Source organism: Psychrobacter piechaudii (genome assembly GCF_900162825.1).
Lineage (GTDB): Bacteria > Pseudomonadota > Gammaproteobacteria > Pseudomonadales > Moraxellaceae > Psychrobacter > Psychrobacter piechaudii.
Map to the genome: position 1 here is coordinate 1 of NZ_FUGE01000135.1, position 17,618 is coordinate 17,618.

Sequence of the window (17,618 nt, forward strand, 5' to 3'; positions counted from 1 at the left end):
TTATTATCCACTAAGTTATAAAATATAAAGGGATAAAAAGAGTGCTTAACAATGTTAGAAGGGTTTATAACATATTCATATACAAAGGAGGGAGAGCGTTTTTTATCAAAATGTAAATAGTTACGCTTCTTGTTACGCTCTTCGAAGAATTTTTTATCAACTAAAACCATATCATCTCCATTGCCAACTGAGGAGGGTCAGACGACTGCAATCCTTTACTTCTAGTGAAGCGCCCCTCCAAAGTCTACGCCACCCTTTTAGAAACAAAAAAGGTGACCTCCTAATGGTACAGTCCAACATGTATTAGGAGATGCCGTATGATCAACCTATTAATCAACTTAATAAATATACTGGTTGTATATCTACTCAGCGATTGTGGAACGACACAAATTAGCATTCTAACGTTAGAATGGTCATTTGGGTCTACAATCCGAATGTTGACATACTTTTCCACCTAGGCGAATCCTAGATGCCTCTATTATTCTAATAATCACCTCTATTAAGTCAAGAGTCTATAGTTAAAATAGATTCAGATGACCTTACTTTTTAAAATTCAGCTTTTTATTTTTTTTCAAAAGAATTAAAGACATAAATAGTTATATTTATAATAAGTTTATCCCATAAAAATCAAATAACAGTAGATAGTAAAAATATAAAACGCAAGTTTTGCAAAAGCAAAGCTTGCGTTTTTTTGCAGTTTTCAATTGTCAGCTTTCAGCATTTACTGTTACCACCCATTATCACAATACTGGCTATCCTTTTACCGTAAAAGGATAGCTATCCAGCTAGCCAAATTAACAATGACATATTATTGCAATATTCAATGACTATAGTACCTGTTCTATAACCCACTCTATGTATTACTTACGCCAACCCTAAACATCTATTTATTTATAGGTTTAAAAATGACTATTAGCTTATCTCGCCGTGGTTTTTTGAAGACAGGTAGTATCCTTTCAGGAGCTGCATTTTTAGGAGGTTACAGTCCATCAGTATTTGCTAACGCAGCTGGTAAATCAAAGTTGCTAAACTTTAAGGCTTTACCAGCAGCCACTACAGACTCTGTACGTATCGCTGAGGGTTACAATGCTGAGGTGTTAATTTCGTTTGGGGACAAACTTTTCCCAGATGCCCCAAGTTTTAAGGACGACCGTAGCAATAAAGGCGCAGATTATGCCAAGATGTTTGGTGAAAACAACGATGGTATGGAGTTTTTTGAAATTAACCGTGCCGGTGGTGTATTAGCGGTCAATAACGAATATCCCAACCACAATACCCTTTTCCCCCATAAAGAGGATATGCCAAAGACGGCTGACGAAGTACTAAAAAGCCAAAATGTGGTTGGACTTAGTCTGCTGGGCTTAAAAGCTGATGGGACTAACAAAATGCGCTTTGATGTTAATTCGCCATTAAACCGCCGTGTTACCGCCCATACGCCAATGCTGGTGTCTGGCCCTGCCAAGGGACATGACTTACTAAAAACAAAGGCTGACCCCCATGGCAAGCATGTTCTGGGTACATTTGGTAACTGTTCTAGTGGTAAGACGCCTTGGAATACTTATGTCACCTGCGAAGAAAACTTTGATGACATGTTCGGGGCTTCAAATGCCGCAGTGATTAATAAAGACATGAAACGCTATGGGGTACAAGCGGAGTCTGGCTATGGCTGGGAGAAGTTTGATGATCGCTTTGACTTAAGCAAAAATCCTAATGAAATTAACCGCTTTGGCTGGGTTGTCGAAATTGATCCTTTAAACCCAAATAGCACCCCAGTTAAACGTACTGCCCTAGGCCGCTTCAAACATGAGAACGTAGCACTACAAGTGGCTAAAAATGGCAAAGTAGTTGCTTATATGGGCGATGATGAGCGCGGCGAACGCATCTATAAATTCGTTAGTAAACGAGCCTATAAAAAAGGGGACATCGCTCATAACAAAGACCTGTTAGATGAAGGTACTTTATATGTTGCTATCTTTGATGGGGGTAAGGAGCCATTAAAAGGAACAGGACGCTGGGTCGCCCTAGAGCATGGCAAAAATGGTTTAACCAAAGCCAATGGTTTTGAATCACAGGCTGATATTGCTATTCACACCCGTCAAGCAGCTGACCTTGTCGGTGGCACCCAGATGGATAGACCTGAGTGGATTGCGGTTAACCCGTTAAATGGCATGGTGTTCTGTACCCTGACTAATAATAGCAAACGCGGTGATACCTTTGCGCCTAACGCTGCAAACCCACGCTCAGACAACATTTATGGACATATTATCCGCTGGCGTGAAACTGGGGATGACCATACGGCTGAAACCTTCGAATGGGATATGTACGTAATGGCAGGCAATCCTAACGTTTATCCTAAGGGCGACCCTCGCTCTGGTAGTGATAACGTCACTGCTGAAAACTCTTTTAATAGCCCAGATGGTATTGGCTTTGATTCGAGTGGTCGTATTTGGATTCAAACCGATGGTAAATACAGTAACGACGGTGATTTTGCAGGGCAAGGACACAACTCAATGCTGTGTGGTGACCCTATTACCGGTGAAATCCGCCGCTTCTTAACCGGTCCAAACTCGTGTGAAATTACCGGTATAGCTTGGGCCCATAATGAGTGCACTATGTTTGTTAATGTGCAGCATCCAGGCGAGAAAAATGATTCAACTTTCCCACACAAAGGACAAACCCCTCGCTCCTCTGTCATTATGATTAGCAAAAAAGATGGTCGTAAAATCGGTGCTTAAACAGTATTACAATTGCTTTTAAGAGCATAGTATTGCTTTAATAAGCGATAATATTTGAGTGATCAATAACGCAGTTTTTGCATACGCAGAATCTGCGTTTTTTATGTCATAACTATCAAAAAAATGTAAGTTATTGTAAAATAAACCTTAATAGAACAATCTATTATTTTATTAATTGCTTACTTTTGAGACTTAAACTATGAAAGTAATAAAGTATATCTTTGCTTTAGTTATCTCTTTATCTTTTTCTTTAAATAGTTATGCAACAACTACTCTTATAACACTTCCTTGGGGCGAAGCATCCGGTGGGTTTGGAACATCTATAATGTATAATTCAGATTACGATTCGAACTTAAAAATCTTCGATGCTGTTGTAGCTCACTCTAAAGCAGGAGAGCAAAGACTTTATTTTTCTAGTGCTTATTTGGGTGATAATAATGTGTGCAGCTATGAGACTAGTTATCCTACAAGTACAACTTTGGTATTTAATGGACAAGCTGTAAAAATGTCAAGCTGGTGCAGAAAGTTTGGTGATGCAAATAAGTACTTTTATAGTTATACCCCAGAAACAGAACGTGGACATCGCTACGTGGTTAATCTTTTTAGAACATCTGTCTCTCCAGTCTCAGTCAAACTAGATAATGATTTATTATCTCTTCCAGCTATTGGATTTACTAGAATATGGAACAGTGCCGGCGGTAATGCCATCTAGTTATAAGCAGTAGCTTCCCAAACCCCAAAAGCTGAGTTACATACTCAGCTTTTTTATGCCTATTAAAAAAATAAAGCTTATAGCCTACCCTCTTTTAAATCTTTAGAAATCTTAGCTTACCTACCTATAACAGGCTTACGACAAAACATTATATAAAAAAATATAATAATTGTTATTCTAATAATCAGAGACTAAATAATAAGGTAACTAGATACCCACTCCCCTTATAGCAAGAAATCCAATCCACTTATAATAAGACACCCAAAACCAAGGAGCACATCATGCCCAACGTAACAGATTTTGTAACCACTTTATTCGATGATACCAGCAATCCAAGTAAAATTACTGTCGGCTTAACCATGGCCGTTAAAGCATTAGAGAAAGGCCATTCAGCAAGCGTTATCTTATTTATAGATGCTGTTAAACTTTCTAAGCCTAATGCGCTAGATGAGATAGATATTGGCGCCCCCTTTAAACCTGCTAAAGACTTACTAGAAAAATTTATTGAACAGGGTGGAAATGTACTGGTATGTGGCGCTTGTATGCAGCATAACGGCATTAAAGAATCAGAGATTGATCCCCGTTTTGAAGTTATAGATGGAGGTGATGTCGTTGATTTAATGATGGGTGCCACAGGCTCGCTACAACTGAGCTAATAGCATACGTAAGTTTCTAAATTAGAAAAATAAGAAAAGGGCTGTCAGTTATTGTCAGCCCTTTTTACTAAAAATCTTTTATCCTTGAGACTTTTGCAAATCTCGCCACAGCAACCACAACCGCATGTCCAGCTCAACCTGATGATAATCAGGCTGCATGTGACAACACAGCTGATAAAAAGCTTTGTTGTGCTCGCTTTCTTTAAAATGGGCCAATTCGTGTACCACTATCATTTGCAAAAACTCAAGCGGCGCTTCTTTGAACACACTAGCGACGGTAATACTGTTATGCGATTTAAGTTTACTGCCCTGCACCCGAGACTGGTGGGTGTGTATGCCGAGAGCCTGCTTTAATACTTTAAGTTTACTGTTATAGCTGACCTGCGATAAGGTACCCACATTTTTCATGTGTCGGTTTTTTATCTCGGTCACATATTGATACAAGGCTTTATCGCTTTGAATTTGATGTGTCTCTGGGTATTTTTGTTGCAAATACAGGCCCAGTTTATCCTGCTCAATAAGGGACTTAACTTGATCTTGGATATGAGCAGGATAATGGGCTATATATTTCAAAATGGTATTCCAAATCAGGATTCTAAAATAAGCACTGTTTATTTCAGCAGTAAGCTTTTAACAATCGAATATAGGGTTATGATTAATTAATATTCAAAATAGGCAGTTAACAACTATAACACATGGTTACGCCTTGATATTGATGGCAGTAGAAACCAAATACAAGATATATCAGACATCAGGAGAAAAATAATGACTAGCCCTATAAAAAACGAGGTGATGCTTACTCAACCTCGTCAAGTTGAACAGCTTTATGCTGGTATAGACACCCAAGATGGGGCGGGCGTTAAACTAACTCGAGTGCTGACTCATCAATTGCAGCAGCGTCTTGACCCTTACTTGATGTTAGACAACTTTAAAAGCGATGATCCAGAGGATTATATCGCTGGCTTTCCAAACCATCCTCACCGTGGCTTTGAAACCATCACCTATATGATTACTGGCCGTATGCGTCATAAAGACAGTGCTGGCAATGAAGGGTTACTCGAAAATGGTGGTGTACAGTGGATGACGGCTGCTAGTGGAGTTATTCACTCAGAAATCCCTGAGCAAGAAGATGGTGAAATGGAAGGCTTTCAGCTTTGGTTAAACTTACCGGCCAAAGACAAGATGAACAATCCTTGGTACCAAGACTTCCAAAATGCTGACTTGCCAAAGTTTGTGACCGAAAATGGCACAGAAGTAACGGTAATCGCCGGTGAGTCCAATGGCATAGCAGGGGCGGTAACTCGAGAAGTCACTGAACCTACCTATCTAGACATTCATTTACCAGCAGGTGCCAGCTTTAGCCATAACATTCCACCCAATCACAATGCTTTTGTGTTTGTGTACCGTGGCAATGCCAGTATTGAAGGCAAGCAAGTACCCCTTAAAAACATGGCCATCCTAAAAAATGACCCCAATGCGGATGGCATCACCATCCAAGCCGGTAGCGAGGCTACCAAAGTTATCTTGGTCACCGGTCGCCCCTTGAAGGAGCCTATCGTGCAATATGGCCCCTTTGTGATGAACAGTGAGCAGGAGATTATTCAAGCTATAAATGACTTTCAACAAGGTCGCTTTGGTGAGGGCGCTTAACTCAAAAGTTAGACTCATACCAAGATAGCTTAATAGATAATCGAGGGCTAGCCCCTAGTCCAAGCCTGGTTTTGAAATAAAGGGGTCAAATTTAATTTGACCCCCTTTTTTATTACTCGCTTACTGGAACCACACCCCTTTTAAAGCCGCAAATTAGTGGCCAATTCGACTAAGTTTTAAAAAGGATTAAAAAAATAGCACTATTTTTGATTATTGGGCTTTTCATAGCGATCATTTTGACCTATAATGCCCGCCACATCTTATGGGATGGTAGGTATAAACGCTGTTTTTGCTGTAAAAAGCCTCTTTTTTGAAATATTTTTAAAATAGTTGAAAAAAAGTGTTGACAACATTTCATTACCCGCATATAATACGCCCACTCTTAGAGAGGGGCTATAGCTCAGTTGGTAGAGCACTTGCATGGCATGCAAGGGGTCAACGGTTCGACTCCGTTTAGCTCCACCACATTTAAGATTAGTTGATACTCAGAATATTTAGTATATAATGATTGTCAGCGGCACCAACGTAAGCACCTAGGCAAAGCTATTTATAGCACCTTACGTTGTAAAACTATTTCATGTTTACATGATTTTGTGTCCCGTTCGTCTAGAGGCCTAGGACCCCGCCCTTTCACGGCGGTAACAGGGGTTCGAATCCCCTACGGGATACCACCTATTCGAGCTTATCCTTAGCGTTATATTTGTTAATAGATAAGCACTAAACCTCCAATCAGAACGATTGGAGGTTTTTTTATGTCTGCTATATTTATTCTGTTATTTTTTTTATTCTATCCCTCTTATCTCTTTAATCTGTATTAATAGAAACCGACAATAAAAAAGCGACGCACTCAAAAAAAAGTAGCGTCGCTTTTTGCTTTCTGAAATAGAAAGTTAAAAATTAACAGTTCGTTCTTAATCCAAACGCAGACCGATAATGGCTGGGATACCCTGACGAATAACCTCAATGGTTACCACCCCCTCTTCTGGAAGCTGACGTAGGGCGCGTTGGAAGTCATCGATACTGCTGATCGACTTCTGGTGTAAGTTGGTAATCACATCCCCTGGTCTTAGCCCAGCACGAGCGGCGAGCCCAGTAGGATCAACTTCTGTGATCAACACCCCTTCTCCGCCTAGCTTAGCCAAGCTCTCACGCGGTAAGGCTTGTATACGTAATCCTAGACGAATCTGACTGTTATTGGCTTTGGTGACCACGGCATCAGGGGAAACCTCATCAGGCGCTGCTGATAGTTTACCTCTGATATTTAGCTGCTTGCCTTGACGTAACACCACAGCGTTAAAGGCATCACCTGGCTTACTGCGGTTAATGATGTTTAATAAATCTGACGACTCTAAAATCATCTTATTGTTGTATTGAGTGATAATATCACCAGCTTTCAGTCCTGATGCTTCTGCCGGAGAGTTTGGCGTCACTTTAATCAATAAAGCCCCTTGTGGCTTACTTAGACCATAAGCTTCTGCTAAGTTGCGATCTATATCTTGCGGGAAGATACCCATATAAGCACGCGACACTACCCCAGTTTGTTTGAGCTGCTGGTAGATGTCTAAGGCTTCGTTAATGGGGATTGAGAAGGACAGCCCCATGTAACCACCGGTGCCACTAAAAATTCGCGAGTTAATACCAATCACTTGTCCATTGCGGTTAAACAAAGGGCCGCCAGAGTTACCAGGGTTTAGCGCCACGTCTGACTGAATAAAAGGCACGCTGATATCACGTGAAAAGTTACGAGATTTGGCACTAACGATACCCGCAGAAGCTGAGTAGTCGAAACCAAAAGGAGAGCCAATGGCCAATACCGGCTCCCCCACTCTTACCGCATTTGAGTCTCCTGTGGGCAAGGCGGGATAGGACTTACCAGGCGACGCTTTTACTTTGAGCACCGCCACATCGGAGCGCTCATCACTGCCTACTAATGTGGCATCCAATTCAGTTCGGTCATTTAGGGTGACGGTAATTTTATCTGCACCGGCAATCACGTGGTGGTTGGTTAACATATAACCATCGGTACTCACAAAGAACCCAGTACCATAGTTATACTCAATAGCTGGAGGCTGAGCGCCTGGAATGCGAATTCTATCACCAAAGAACTGACGCAGTAGCTCAACGGTTTGAGCCTTAGCCAACTCTTCTTCACTCACTTTAGTGACCACGTTAACTCGGGCCACACCTGGACTTACCTGTTCCACCAGATCTGAGAAGTCGGAGGCCACCAAAGCCGCTTGAGCCACTGAGGGGGTCGCAGTGGCCGCCACCAAAGCGCCGGTAGTTAAGGCCGTACTCACTGCTCCTAGCCCTAAGCTACTGGCTGCCAGCACTGAACCCACACTTACCGCTTTTAGGGCTTGCTGAATTTTGGTGAGCTTTTGGCTCAAAATATTAGGGAAGACTAAGGCATCGTCTGCCCGATCTTCTGTTACAGCGTTCACTGCAGTGGTACGAGGATTGTCTGTCTGTGAAGCACTATTCATTATAGTAATTCTCCTGGAGGGTCTGTGTTAAACAATAGGTTGACCTCAGTCCATTCGTGGGTCATGTCAACTTTACAGCCACAGCCGTTAATTATAATCATTTATAAAATCTGTAATTCATGATAAGGCGTTTTTATAGCATACGCTAGCCACTTATAGCACGAGCAAGCATCGCTTGAATTGCAGTTGCTTTCTAATTTAGTAACTGGGTCAAAAACTACAGCATCCTTGGGTAATTGTACCGCATCTGTTACTTTATTTCGTGATATCATAAATTCACTTAACCCTAGTTTTTTTTACTCAGGGTGTCAACAGTCGCCCAATGTATGGCCAATCATCTGCCAATCTCACTGGGTTATAGGACTATCAAAACAATAGCGCTAATAAAGATCAGCTGCTACAAATCATGGCTAAATTTAAGTACATGACTTTATGGTAAGCCCTGCATTAGTAAAGCCTAGTCATAGACCACTGGGCTTTTTTACAGTGCCTACTTACCGATTCCTGTTTACTATTTTTCATAACCGCATATTTATATCCGCTGGATTTAATAAATGCTGACTGCGTAACTGGGAAAGGGCACTGCATACACAAGGATTTTTTATGGATACCGCCTTATTATTATCTGGCGTGGTTGGGCTAGGCATTGCTGCGCAATGGCTAGCTTGGTATTTAAAACAGCCGTCAATTTTATTTTTATTACTGATTGGTATTTTTATTGGCCCGATAATGGGCTATTTTAAACCCGATGCGGTCATTGGGGATTTACTGTTCCCTTTTATCTCTTTGGGCGTGGCCATCATTTTATTTGAAGGCTCACTCACCTTAGAATTCGAAGAAATTAAGCAACACGGCACTGTGGTGCAAATGTTGGTCTCAGTGGGGGTATTAATTACCATTGCTGTGGTCGCCCTATCTACTTATCTATTATTCGATGTCGATCCGCTAATTGCGTTGCTATTTGGCTCCTTAGTCTGTGTTACCGGTCCTACGGTGATTATGCCGCTGCTACGCAGTGTGCGCCCTAACAAGACCATCTCCAATATCTTAAAATGGGAGGGGATCATTATTGATCCCGTGGGCGCTATCGCTGTGGTTTTGGTGTACGAATACGTCATCTCAGGCGGTGAGGCCAACAGCATCTTCTTATTTGCTGAGATTGTGATTATTGCCACTGCCATTGGTATGTTTGGGGCGTTTGTACTGGCAAACTTAATCAAACGTCACATGATTCCTGAGTTCTTACACAACGTTTTCACTCTAGCTTTCGTGCTGCTTCTATTCTCTGTATCCAATCATCTAGAGCATGAGTCAGGCCTATTGGCAGTGACGGTGATGGGCGTGGCTTTAGCCAACTGGAAAGACTTCCCCCGTGAGCAGATCCTAGAATTTAATGAGTCGTTAACTCTGCTATTAATCTCAGTCTTGTTTATTGTATTGGCGGCTCGGGTTGAATTAGACAGTCTGTTAAGCGTCGGCTTCCAAGGCTTAGTATTATTAGTCATTGTTATGTTTGTGGCGCGCCCTTTGTCGGTGTGGGTTTCCTCTATGGGCTCTAACTTAAAAACTTCTGAAAAAATGATGATCAGTTGGATTGGGCCTCGAGGTATCGTGGCTGCTGCCATCTCTTCTCTATTTGCTATTCGGCTGCAAGAGTATGATATCCAAGGGGTAGAGCTGTTAGTACCGCTGGTATTTATGGTCATCATTGGCACCGTCCTCATTCAAGGCATGGGCGCAAAGATGGTAGGCAATCTACTTGGGGTACGAGAGCCCGCCAGCAACGGGGTGCTTATTGTTGGCTCCAACCCTGTAGCGCTTACCGTTGCCACGGCTTTACAAGACCAAGGCTTCGATGTTGTGGTGGCCCATAATAACTACACCAATATTGCCAAAGCTCGTATGTCTGGATTACGCACCTATTTTGGCAATCCCATCTCTGATCATGCTGAACGTCACTTGGACTTAATCGGGATTGGTCACTTGTTTGCTATGAGCACTGATAAAGAGATGAACACCCTATCGGAGCTACATTATCGCCATGAATTTGGCGAACAAAAAATCTATCGCTTAAAGTTCACTGAAGACAAATCAAAGACTGAAAGAGAAACGAAGCGCTCAGGCTTCAATTCACGTTGGTTGTTTGGTAAGGACGTGACCTATACTAAGATGGCCAGTATGCTGTCGAAGAAGGCTCGGGTAAAGATCACCAACATCACTGACAGTTATAGCTACAGTCAGTATCGGGCCGACAATAAGCAATTTGTGCCTTTATTCACTATTGATAAAGAAGGTCGTTTACAGGTAATCAGTGACAGCTTTGACAATGAGATTCCTCGTGACCATAAGCTGGTGGCACTGGTCATTGAAGATGAAGTGCAGCCAAAAGAAGTTGATGTCACGGAGAAACAAAACCAAGCCCGCGCCTTAGCCAACTCACAGTTTGAAGCCACCTCAAAGCCCCCTGATAAACGTAAAGAGAAAACCATCACCGAAGGGGTAGAGGATCCAAGCCATGGTTTGGATATCAGTAAAGCTGATTCAATGCCAGTTGATCCACCCGCTAAAGCAGCTGATACTCAACCTAGCCAAGATGTTACAAGCAACAACAGTGAAGCCAAGCCTTCAACGACTGCTTCAACAATTTTGCCTACTACGCAGTTAGAGGCTGAGCTGGCAACCAAGCTTGAGCAGAGCTTACAAAAGCACTCTGATAACAATGCTAGTAATGGCAGTAGTGGCGTTAATGGCCATACCAACAAAGCTTCTGGCAATAAAGGCAGTAGACCCGCTTCGGTCAAAAACCTGCAGTCACAAGACAATGGTAACTCTCAAGCCCCGAGGCAGGCTGATGGCTCATTAGACCCTCAGCGTTTGCCCGACACTGAAGCAAAAATTAATTCGGATAAATCGTCTTAGAACGCCATGAGTTATTGTTAATCCAAAAACAGTCAACAAGCGTCTAAAAACTATCCAAAAAAAAGAGCAGCTCATATAGAAGCTGCTCTTTTTTTATCTACTACAATACAACCTCTATGATAACTATACCCTTAGTGGCTATAGCTTTTGAGCAACAGCCTGCCAAACTCTAGCTGCAACCTCCTCTGCCTCACCTTGGGCATCAATACGCTGGATACGCTGAGGATGAGCTTGATATTGCTCACTAAAACCTTGATACACCCTTTCAAAAAAAGCCATTTTCTGTTGTTCAAAGCGATCAGCAGCACTGCGCTTACCTGCCCTCTGCATGCCCTCTGCGACCGGTAAATCGAGCCACAAAGTTAAGTCTGGCAAACGAGGCACAAATTGACTGATAAGCCCCTCAATCTTCTGCAACATAACTGAGTTTCCAAAGCCTCTACCATAGCCCTGATAGGCCACAGTAGAGTCTACAAAGCGATCGCAAATTACCCACTTCCCTGCCTCTAGCGCCGGCAAGATAACTTTTGCCAAGTGGTCACTACGAGCCGCGAACATTAATAACATCTCAGTGTCATCAGTGATATCCGTCTTGGTATCCAATAATAGCTCACGAAGCTGCTCGGCAAACGGACTGCCGCCTGGCTCTCGAGTCTGCACATACTCAATACCGGCGTCCGTTAAACGTTGGCATAGGCTATTGATGGCCGTGGTTTTACCCACCCCTTCAGTACCTTCAAAGCTGATAAATTTAGCTTCATTGACTGTCTGCGACATAAGACTCGACTCTCTTTATTTATGGGTTATCAGCTTTTCTTTGTTCACGCATAACTTGTAAGTACTCTTGTACTGCACGATTGTGGTCCGCGAGGGTCTTGGTAAATTTATGCCCACCTGTACCCGTGGCCACGAAATACAAAGCATCACTATCGGCTGGGTGCATAGCCGCCTCAATAGATTCTGGAGAAGGCAGTGCAATTGGAGTCGGTGGTAAGCCATCAATTTGATAGGTATTATAAGCGGTCTTCTCATTGATATCGGTACGGCGAATATTGCCATCATAACGCTCACCCATACCGTAGATGATCGTCGGATCAGTTTGAAGACGCATCCCCATGTTTAGACGATTCACAAATACTGCCGACACCAATTCGCGCTCACTTTCAACACTGGTTTCTTTTTCGATAATAGAGGCCATAATTAACGCCTCATAAGGGGTTTTATAGGGCAGATCCGCAGCACGATTCTCCCACGCCTTATCCAAAGCTTGTTGTTGACGCTTATAAAGGTCATTTAGAATCTGTTTGTCAGTAATGCCTCTGGCATAGTAATAGGTATCTGGAGTAAACCAGCCTTCTAAGTTGCTAGAAAACTCGCCTTCTGGAGTGAACGCATCAATACCCAATAGCTGCTTAAAATCGGCCTTAGGCTTGCCATTTGACTCTAATACCTCTAACACTACCCCTTCAGTCTTGGTAATTGCTTTGTACAAGTCAGCAGCGGTTTTACCCTCAATAATCTGGATAGTAACCATGTCTACTTTTTGACCTTCTTTGAAAGCATCCATCAGCTGTTTAAAGCTGGCATTTTTCGGCACTTCATAAGTACCAGCATGCAGAGGCGCATCCACAGTTGCCTTGATATACAGCTTGGCTAAGCTGGCAGAGAACATGGGGACATCGCGTTGGAACTGAGGTAAGAAGCCATAATAGCTTTGACCTTCTTCCACAACCAAGTCACCAGCGGCTTGATTAGAGTGACCAAACAAGGTCTGATACGCCATGGCCAACAAAAACAGCAGTATTAAACCAAATACCAATAGCAACTGATAGCCACGTTTTGAGGTAGGTTTTGGAGGCTGTTTTTTATGACGAGAGGGGTCGTCGCACACCAAGGAGACGTCCGTTGGGTGCACTGTTTCAGCCTCAGTAGCGGTCGGTTTATTGGGATTATTGCTTGGTTTTTTTGAATTTGAATCGCTCATAGCCACTCACGAGGTAAAAGTTTGCTAGAATTTAGCACTGTATGCTCAGATATTCAATGGGGAATAACTATCTAGGCTGTTTTGTCTCGTCATTGAGCTATTTTATATTGTATTGGAAAGGCGCTAAAGATAACTGAAACCTTTCATTTTGAAACCATAACTGCTGAACAGGAGTAACACCACGCACCGCATTACAAAAGAACAGGGCTTCAAGTTGGTTTAAATCCTCATTGCTCAAGTAACGCAGCTGGGCAGGTGTGCCGAGCTTTGCTAGCTTATCAAGAATAACCTGACGCATAACCCCGCGCACCCCAGACTGCTCAATGGGCGGCGTATACCAAACGTCAGAGGCTGCGTCATTACCTTCAGCAGCCAGCTCCGGCTTTAATGTATAAAAGAAGTTGCTCATCACCCCTTCCACCCAATTGCCGCTCATATCTGCTACCAAACCTTCAGCAAGTTCGGCATTCTGCTGCTTATGACGCTGTAACTCACCAGCTATCATCACCCCATCCAAACGATTTAAGGTTTTTAGACCCGCCAACGGCTGAGGCAAGCTGGCCAGCTGTGATTGCAAACATTGGGCGATAATTGGAGGTTGCTGTAACACCTGCTCTCCTAAGGACGGACCATCATCCGAGTCACCCCTCAAAAACTGAGCTGTATGCTCTGCGAGCGCTGCTGTCTGCATCACCCCTATCCAAATTAAAGCCTCATTGTCTGCTGCCTGCGTTGAATAAGCATAGCCACGCAAATTCTGGGCAGGACGAGAAAGGATAACTTTAATCAATCCATCGCCAATAGTCGTAGCAAACTGGCGGATTTCGCGCCACAGTTGCTGCTCAACCTGAGTTGAAAGGGTTAACTGCAAAGCTTGGCAATGACTCATGATACGAGCTTGATGGTAGGACTGCCAAAGCAGCTGTGCTTTATGCACCCCCATAGTACTAAAGAAGCCATCCCCATAGGCCACCGCTCTTAGGTTAGGGGCGATACTATCATTAGGTACAAGGGAGGAAATTGAAGAGCAAGAAGGCACGGAAGGTGTGAGGGCGCTCATGCCGGCATCACTGAGTTGATACCACGTCATGGCATGAGACATCCCCCTCTCCTTAATAACCGACTGGTGGTTAATTTAACCTTCTGAATTGGTATTAAATTGGTATTAAAAAATGATTAGCCGTTTTTATTCATAATAATCATACAGCTATAAAACTCACACTTGGCCAGCTCTACCTTGGTATCATTGATGACTTTATTCTTAACGATTTTGCCAGATAGAATGCTTTGAACCAGATCCTTGCCCTCATCTCCCATAAGCCCAGTCATCACCTTATATACTTTTTTGGCATGATCAATGCTCATTTTCTTTTCGCTATCAGAGTCATTGGGGTTGGCATAATACCAGCCAAGCTCCAGATAATCTTGCGAATCAATGATATTATCTAGATAGGGTTCATCGCCTTTCATAAAACGGTATTTCACTGCCATATTACTGGCATAATCTAGGCTTTTTTCATCAGTAACGGTGACTTTACCAAACTGTTTCTTTAAGGCATCCACATCCTCTAAGCTCAAATCTTGAGTGTTGGAAGCTTTCCAGCTCTGTACATCGTAGCTAACCGGCTTACCCTCAGGCTTCTTGTTAACGTTTGGGTCCACACGAGTGTCTGCTTCATGGCTGGCCATAGCATCATTGTTAGATAGGGCTTGTTGCTTTGAGGCTTCCGTCTCTGAAGAGGTCCCCACTGGAGTCACGGTTTCGTCGGCCTTGCTGCAGCCTATAAATAACAAACAGGTAGCTAGCCCTAATGCCCCTAGCTTTGAGAGCATTGAGCCTGTAGTAAAGGGTTGGCTAGAGTTTTTGGATTTGCTGAAGATCATTCACGCACACCTTTTTACTTATTTTTTGGACCGTTACCCACCTCGGTAACTCTTTAATGAAGACTTTACAATAAAGCCCTCACTCTCTCTAAAAATGAGTGTCTAGTTTATCCAAATCGCCACGCATTGCATAGTGGAAAAAGCATGAAGCCCAAGACAAACCTTACAGACGACTCTCCCAAGCATAGTGGGTTTGTTATACTCATCTTTTTATACTAAATTATAGGTAATAAACCCCAAAACAGCGGTCTAAGCACATTGTATTTTAATTGAGTTTCAGTATTAACTTATACCCGCCAACCTACTTTGTCTTAATAAGACAGCTAAAAACATAGAGTATCTTATGAGTCCGTCTAACCTTCAGCACTTTATTGTTATCGGTAATCCGATTGCGCACAGCAAATCTCCTGAGATTCATCAGCGATTTGCCGAACAAGCGCAGTTGCAGATTCGTTATAACCGTCAGTACTGCCCCGACGATGCTGCCAGCTTTATCGCTGTGGTAGAGGCTTTTTTTAATGGGGGTGGTGTCGGCGCTAATGTCACTGTCCCTTTTAAACAAGTAGCATACCAGTTATGTGCAGGGCGTGGGCAGCTTTCAGCGCATGCTAAAGTAGCAGGGGCGGTGAACACGCTTATGCTAAAAGAAGGGCAAATCTATGGCGACAATACCGATGGTCAAGGACTGGTCAATCACTTGCTCAGCCTAGGCTGGCCGCTTAAAGGGGCTAAAGTTGCGATATTGGGCGCTGGCGGCGCATCACGCGGAGTGGCTCTACCGCTCATCGAGGCCGGTATCAAACAGCTCACCATTGCCAACCGTACTGTGGAAAAGGCACAAGCCCTGATTGAGCAATTGTGTGCAGCCAGCCCAGTTATCGACGCTATTAATCCTGATTACTGTGGTTTAGAGCAATTAGAAGGTGATTTTGACCTCATCATTAATGCCACTTCAATCGGCTTATCAGGGGAGATGCTACCTCTAAAAGAAAACTTAAACTGCGATTATGCCTACGATATGATGTATGGTCGCGAGTTGCCGTTTTTAACTCATTTTTCTGATAAAGGCGCTGAAGTTTCATCAGGCTACGGTATGCTCATTGGGCAAGCTGCCTTAAGCTTTAAGCTATGGACTGGGGCTAGCGTTGACCTTAATGCCTTAACTGAGGCTCAGTAACGATCGATAAATGATGTTAATCAGCACTGACTCTGTCAATAACGGTGGCGTTAATATGGGACTACTCGCCCTAATCGCTACCGCTTAGGGTTAAAAACCTTAGTCTCTAAGCTCATTAACGGCTTTCTTAATCCCGTAGAATGCATCACTACTCCGCCAAGCAAAGCGATTAAACAGCCCAGCAAGGTATCTAAAAACCTGGCCTGTACAATACCATCGTAGGCCGCCGCAGCTCCAGCGGATAGGGCTGGATGCTCCCTTCCATATTCGGCAATAAAGATGGTTAACGGCGTGACCATGACCACCGCCAGCGCATAGTGGCGGGTAATGATGGTTTCTATCCAGACAAACATCATAAATATGGCGATTGCCACCCCGATGTCTGATAAAGGTAGTGACAATAAAAATCAAGCCACAAACACCCCAATGCCGGTGCCCAAAATTCTATGCAACTGTTTAATCCACATCGTGCGTAGTTGCATCCCTTGCATGATGACGTAGCAACTAACAGGCACCCAATAAGGGTAAGGCATGTCCAGCCATAAGGCCACCTCCAGTGACAGCACCACAAAGGCGCTAACAATTAAGCTCTCTGTCACCATGCCCAGCTGATAACCATGACTTGGGTCTACATATTCCGCAGGCGGCCTTACTATCCATAAATTATAAAACAGAGACACTACTCAAGCATAAATAGCCCCGGCAGCGACAATAGCAATTTTAAACAGTATTCCTGACCATTCTACGGGCATAAAAATAGCTAGAACCGAGGCCATCATAATAAACATACCCCCAGGTGGAGGCAGACGTAGGTAACGGCCCATGAGTACCATTGAAAAGGCCATGAAGATAAACAGTGGCACTCTAAGAGCTGGCAGATTATGAGCCACAAGCCCTAAGCTGAAGCTACCAACCATAATAATGCCAATAAAGAACAGCAAAGCCTGACGCTGGCGCACATTGCCTGCTTTAGGTTGGTTAAGAAATATCATAGCGCCCAAAGAGGTCAACACCCCTATCGGTAGTTGGTCAAATAAAGCCGCGTTGACCTCCTCCCCTCGCTAAACCGAGGGGATTCCTACAGCTAGACGGCCAAGCCCGACCGCGAGGATGTTCTTAGCAGCATTGATATCCCTATCATGCCATGTGCCACACTCAGCACAAGTCCATCCTCTTATTCGCAAACCTGCTCTACCCTCAAGCTACTGTCACTTATTTTGTGGCAGCACGAACAGGTCTGGGTAGTGTAACTCTCATTTACGATCTCAAACTGACAACCTGCATGCTTGCATTTGTATTCCAGTTGTCGTTTAAGCTCAAACCATCCTGCATCATATGTTGATTTAGCGAGCTTGGTTTTTTTAGTTGTAAATGAGCGAGATTTAACATCACCAACCACAATTAAGCTGTTATCT

14 protein-coding genes, 2 tRNA genes and 2 pseudogenes are annotated in these 17,618 nt (G+C 43.3%); 8 read left to right on the forward strand and 10 right to left on the reverse strand.

What is annotated here, in order from left to right; all coding sequences use genetic code 11:
* Positions 1-905: 905 nt before the first annotated feature.
* The 3 genes from A1019T_RS07440 to A1019T_RS07450 all read left to right on the forward strand — a co-directional run bounded on the left by A1019T_RS07440 (position 906) and on the right by A1019T_RS07450 (position 4,103).
* Entirely contained in the window at positions 906-2,735 is a 1,830-nt protein-coding gene (locus A1019T_RS07440; protein WP_077451092.1) for a PhoX family protein, read from the forward strand.
* Positions 2,736-2,934: 199 nt separating this feature from the next.
* Positions 2,935-3,447: a hypothetical protein gene (locus A1019T_RS07445; protein ID WP_077451093.1), complete on the forward strand. Its 513-nt coding sequence runs from the start codon at positions 2,935-2,937 to the stop codon at positions 3,445-3,447.
* 281 nt (positions 3,448-3,728) lie between these two features.
* Positions 3,729-4,103 carry a DsrE family protein gene (locus A1019T_RS07450; RefSeq protein ID WP_077451094.1) on the forward strand — a complete coding sequence of 125 codons (375 nt, stop codon included), beginning with the start codon at positions 3,729-3,731 and terminating at the stop codon, positions 4,101-4,103.
* A gap of 78 nt (positions 4,104-4,181) precedes the next feature.
* On the opposite strand, the gene A1019T_RS07455 is transcribed toward A1019T_RS07450, so the two are convergent.
* A complete protein-coding gene (locus A1019T_RS07455; protein ID WP_244156573.1) occupies positions 4,182-4,676 on the reverse strand; it encodes a YgjP-like metallopeptidase domain-containing protein in 495 nt (164 codons plus the stop codon).
* A gap of 192 nt (positions 4,677-4,868) precedes the next feature.
* Between A1019T_RS07455 and A1019T_RS07460 the strand changes: the two genes are divergently transcribed.
* The 3 genes from A1019T_RS07460 to A1019T_RS07470 all read left to right on the forward strand — a co-directional run bounded on the left by A1019T_RS07460 (position 4,869) and on the right by A1019T_RS07470 (position 6,424).
* Positions 4,869-5,753: a pirin family protein gene (locus A1019T_RS07460; protein ID WP_077451096.1), complete on the forward strand. Its 885-nt coding sequence runs from the start codon at positions 4,869-4,871 to the stop codon at positions 5,751-5,753.
* A gap of 389 nt (positions 5,754-6,142) precedes the next feature.
* Positions 6,143-6,218: transfer RNA gene (locus A1019T_RS07465), tRNA-Ala, on the forward strand.
* A 130-nt stretch (positions 6,219-6,348) separates the two neighbouring features.
* A tRNA-Glu gene (locus A1019T_RS07470) sits at positions 6,349-6,424 on the forward strand.
* Positions 6,425-6,664: 240 nt separating this feature from the next.
* Here A1019T_RS07470 and A1019T_RS07475 read toward each other — a convergent pair.
* The gene (locus tag A1019T_RS07475; protein WP_077451097.1) at positions 6,665-8,239 is read right to left on the reverse strand and encodes a Do family serine endopeptidase; all 1,575 of its coding nucleotides are present in this window, start codon (positions 8,237-8,239) and stop codon (positions 6,665-6,667) included.
* A 101-nt stretch (positions 8,240-8,340) separates the two neighbouring features.
* A complete protein-coding gene (locus A1019T_RS13210) occupies positions 8,341-8,511 on the reverse strand; it encodes a hypothetical protein (RefSeq protein ID WP_167366848.1) in 171 nt (56 codons plus the stop codon).
* A 331-nt stretch (positions 8,512-8,842) separates the two neighbouring features.
* On the opposite strand from A1019T_RS13210, the gene A1019T_RS07480 reads away from it, so the two are divergent.
* The gene (locus A1019T_RS07480; protein ID WP_077451098.1) at positions 8,843-11,158 is read left to right on the forward strand and encodes a cation:proton antiporter; all 2,316 of its coding nucleotides are present in this window, start codon (positions 8,843-8,845) and stop codon (positions 11,156-11,158) included.
* Between the two features lie 138 nt (positions 11,159-11,296).
* Here A1019T_RS07480 and tmk read toward each other — a convergent pair whose 3' ends face one another.
* The 4 genes from tmk to A1019T_RS07500 all read right to left on the reverse strand — a co-directional run bounded on the left by tmk (position 11,297) and on the right by A1019T_RS07500 (position 15,026).
* Positions 11,297-11,935, reverse strand: coding sequence for a dTMP kinase (gene tmk / locus A1019T_RS07485; protein WP_077451099.1), 639 nt, complete (start codon positions 11,933-11,935; stop codon positions 11,297-11,299).
* Positions 11,936-11,954: 19 nt separating this feature from the next.
* Complete coding sequence (gene mltG, locus A1019T_RS07490) at positions 11,955-13,142, reverse strand: endolytic transglycosylase MltG (protein WP_077451100.1); 1,188 nt, start codon at positions 13,140-13,142, stop codon at positions 11,955-11,957.
* A gap of 97 nt (positions 13,143-13,239) precedes the next feature.
* Positions 13,240-14,244 carry an aminotransferase class IV gene (locus A1019T_RS07495; protein WP_077451101.1) on the reverse strand — a complete coding sequence of 335 codons (1,005 nt, stop codon included), beginning with the start codon at positions 14,242-14,244 and terminating at the stop codon, positions 13,240-13,242.
* 74 nt (positions 14,245-14,318) lie between these two features.
* Complete coding sequence (locus A1019T_RS07500) at positions 14,319-15,026, reverse strand: hypothetical protein (protein ID WP_077451102.1); 708 nt, start codon at positions 15,024-15,026, stop codon at positions 14,319-14,321.
* Positions 15,027-15,369: 343 nt separating this feature from the next.
* Here A1019T_RS07500 and aroE point away from each other — a divergent pair, with 343 nt between their 5' ends.
* Positions 15,370-16,203, forward strand: a complete 834-nt coding sequence (gene aroE, locus A1019T_RS07505; protein WP_077451103.1) for a shikimate dehydrogenase — start codon at positions 15,370-15,372, stop codon at positions 16,201-16,203.
* A gap of 77 nt (positions 16,204-16,280) precedes the next feature.
* Here the strand turns inward: aroE and A1019T_RS07510 are convergent.
* The 3 genes and pseudogenes from A1019T_RS07510 to A1019T_RS07525 form a co-directional block, all read right to left on the reverse strand.
* Positions 16,281-16,805: pseudogene (locus A1019T_RS07510) on the reverse strand (FUSC family protein).
* Between the two features lie 81 nt (positions 16,806-16,886).
* Positions 16,887-17,195, reverse strand: coding sequence for a hypothetical protein (locus A1019T_RS07520; protein ID WP_077451106.1), 309 nt, complete (start codon positions 17,193-17,195; stop codon positions 16,887-16,889).
* A 69-nt stretch (positions 17,196-17,264) separates the two neighbouring features.
* Positions 17,265-17,618 (reverse strand): annotated as a pseudogene (locus tag A1019T_RS07525) (RNA-guided endonuclease InsQ/TnpB family protein); the annotation flags it as partial.

Bases quoted from the DNA above. Each gene is read 5' to 3' on its own strand.
- A1019T_RS07440 (WP_077451092.1), top strand. From the start codon at position 906: ATGACTATTAGCTTATCTCGCCGTGGTTTTTTGAAGACAGGTAGTATC.
- A1019T_RS07445 (WP_077451093.1), top strand. From the start codon at position 2,935: ATGAAAGTAATAAAGTATATCTTTGCTTTAGTTATCTCTTTATCTTTT.
- A1019T_RS07450 (WP_077451094.1), top strand. From the start codon at position 3,729: ATGCCCAACGTAACAGATTTTGTAACCACTTTATTCGATGATACCAGC.
- A1019T_RS07460 (WP_077451096.1), top strand. From the start codon at position 4,869: ATGACTAGCCCTATAAAAAACGAGGTGATGCTTACTCAACCTCGTCAA.
- A1019T_RS07475 (WP_077451097.1), bottom strand. From the start codon at position 8,239: ATGAATAGTGCTTCACAGACAGACAATCCTCGTACCACTGCAGTGAAC.
- A1019T_RS13210 (WP_167366848.1), bottom strand. From the start codon at position 8,511: ATGATATCACGAAATAAAGTAACAGATGCGGTACAATTACCCAAGGAT.
- A1019T_RS07480 (WP_077451098.1), top strand. From the start codon at position 8,843: ATGGATACCGCCTTATTATTATCTGGCGTGGTTGGGCTAGGCATTGCT.
- tmk (WP_077451099.1), bottom strand. From the start codon at position 11,935: ATGTCGCAGACAGTCAATGAAGCTAAATTTATCAGCTTTGAAGGTACT.
- mltG (WP_077451100.1), bottom strand. From the start codon at position 13,142: ATGAGCGATTCAAATTCAAAAAAACCAAGCAATAATCCCAATAAACCG.
- A1019T_RS07495 (WP_077451101.1), bottom strand. From the start codon at position 14,244: ATGTCTCATGCCATGACGTGGTATCAACTCAGTGATGCCGGCATGAGC.
- A1019T_RS07500 (WP_077451102.1), bottom strand. From the start codon at position 15,026: ATGATCTTCAGCAAATCCAAAAACTCTAGCCAACCCTTTACTACAGGC.
- aroE (WP_077451103.1), top strand. From the start codon at position 15,370: ATGAGTCCGTCTAACCTTCAGCACTTTATTGTTATCGGTAATCCGATT.
- A1019T_RS07520 (WP_077451106.1), bottom strand. From the start codon at position 17,195: ATGATATTTCTTAACCAACCTAAAGCAGGCAATGTGCGCCAGCGTCAG.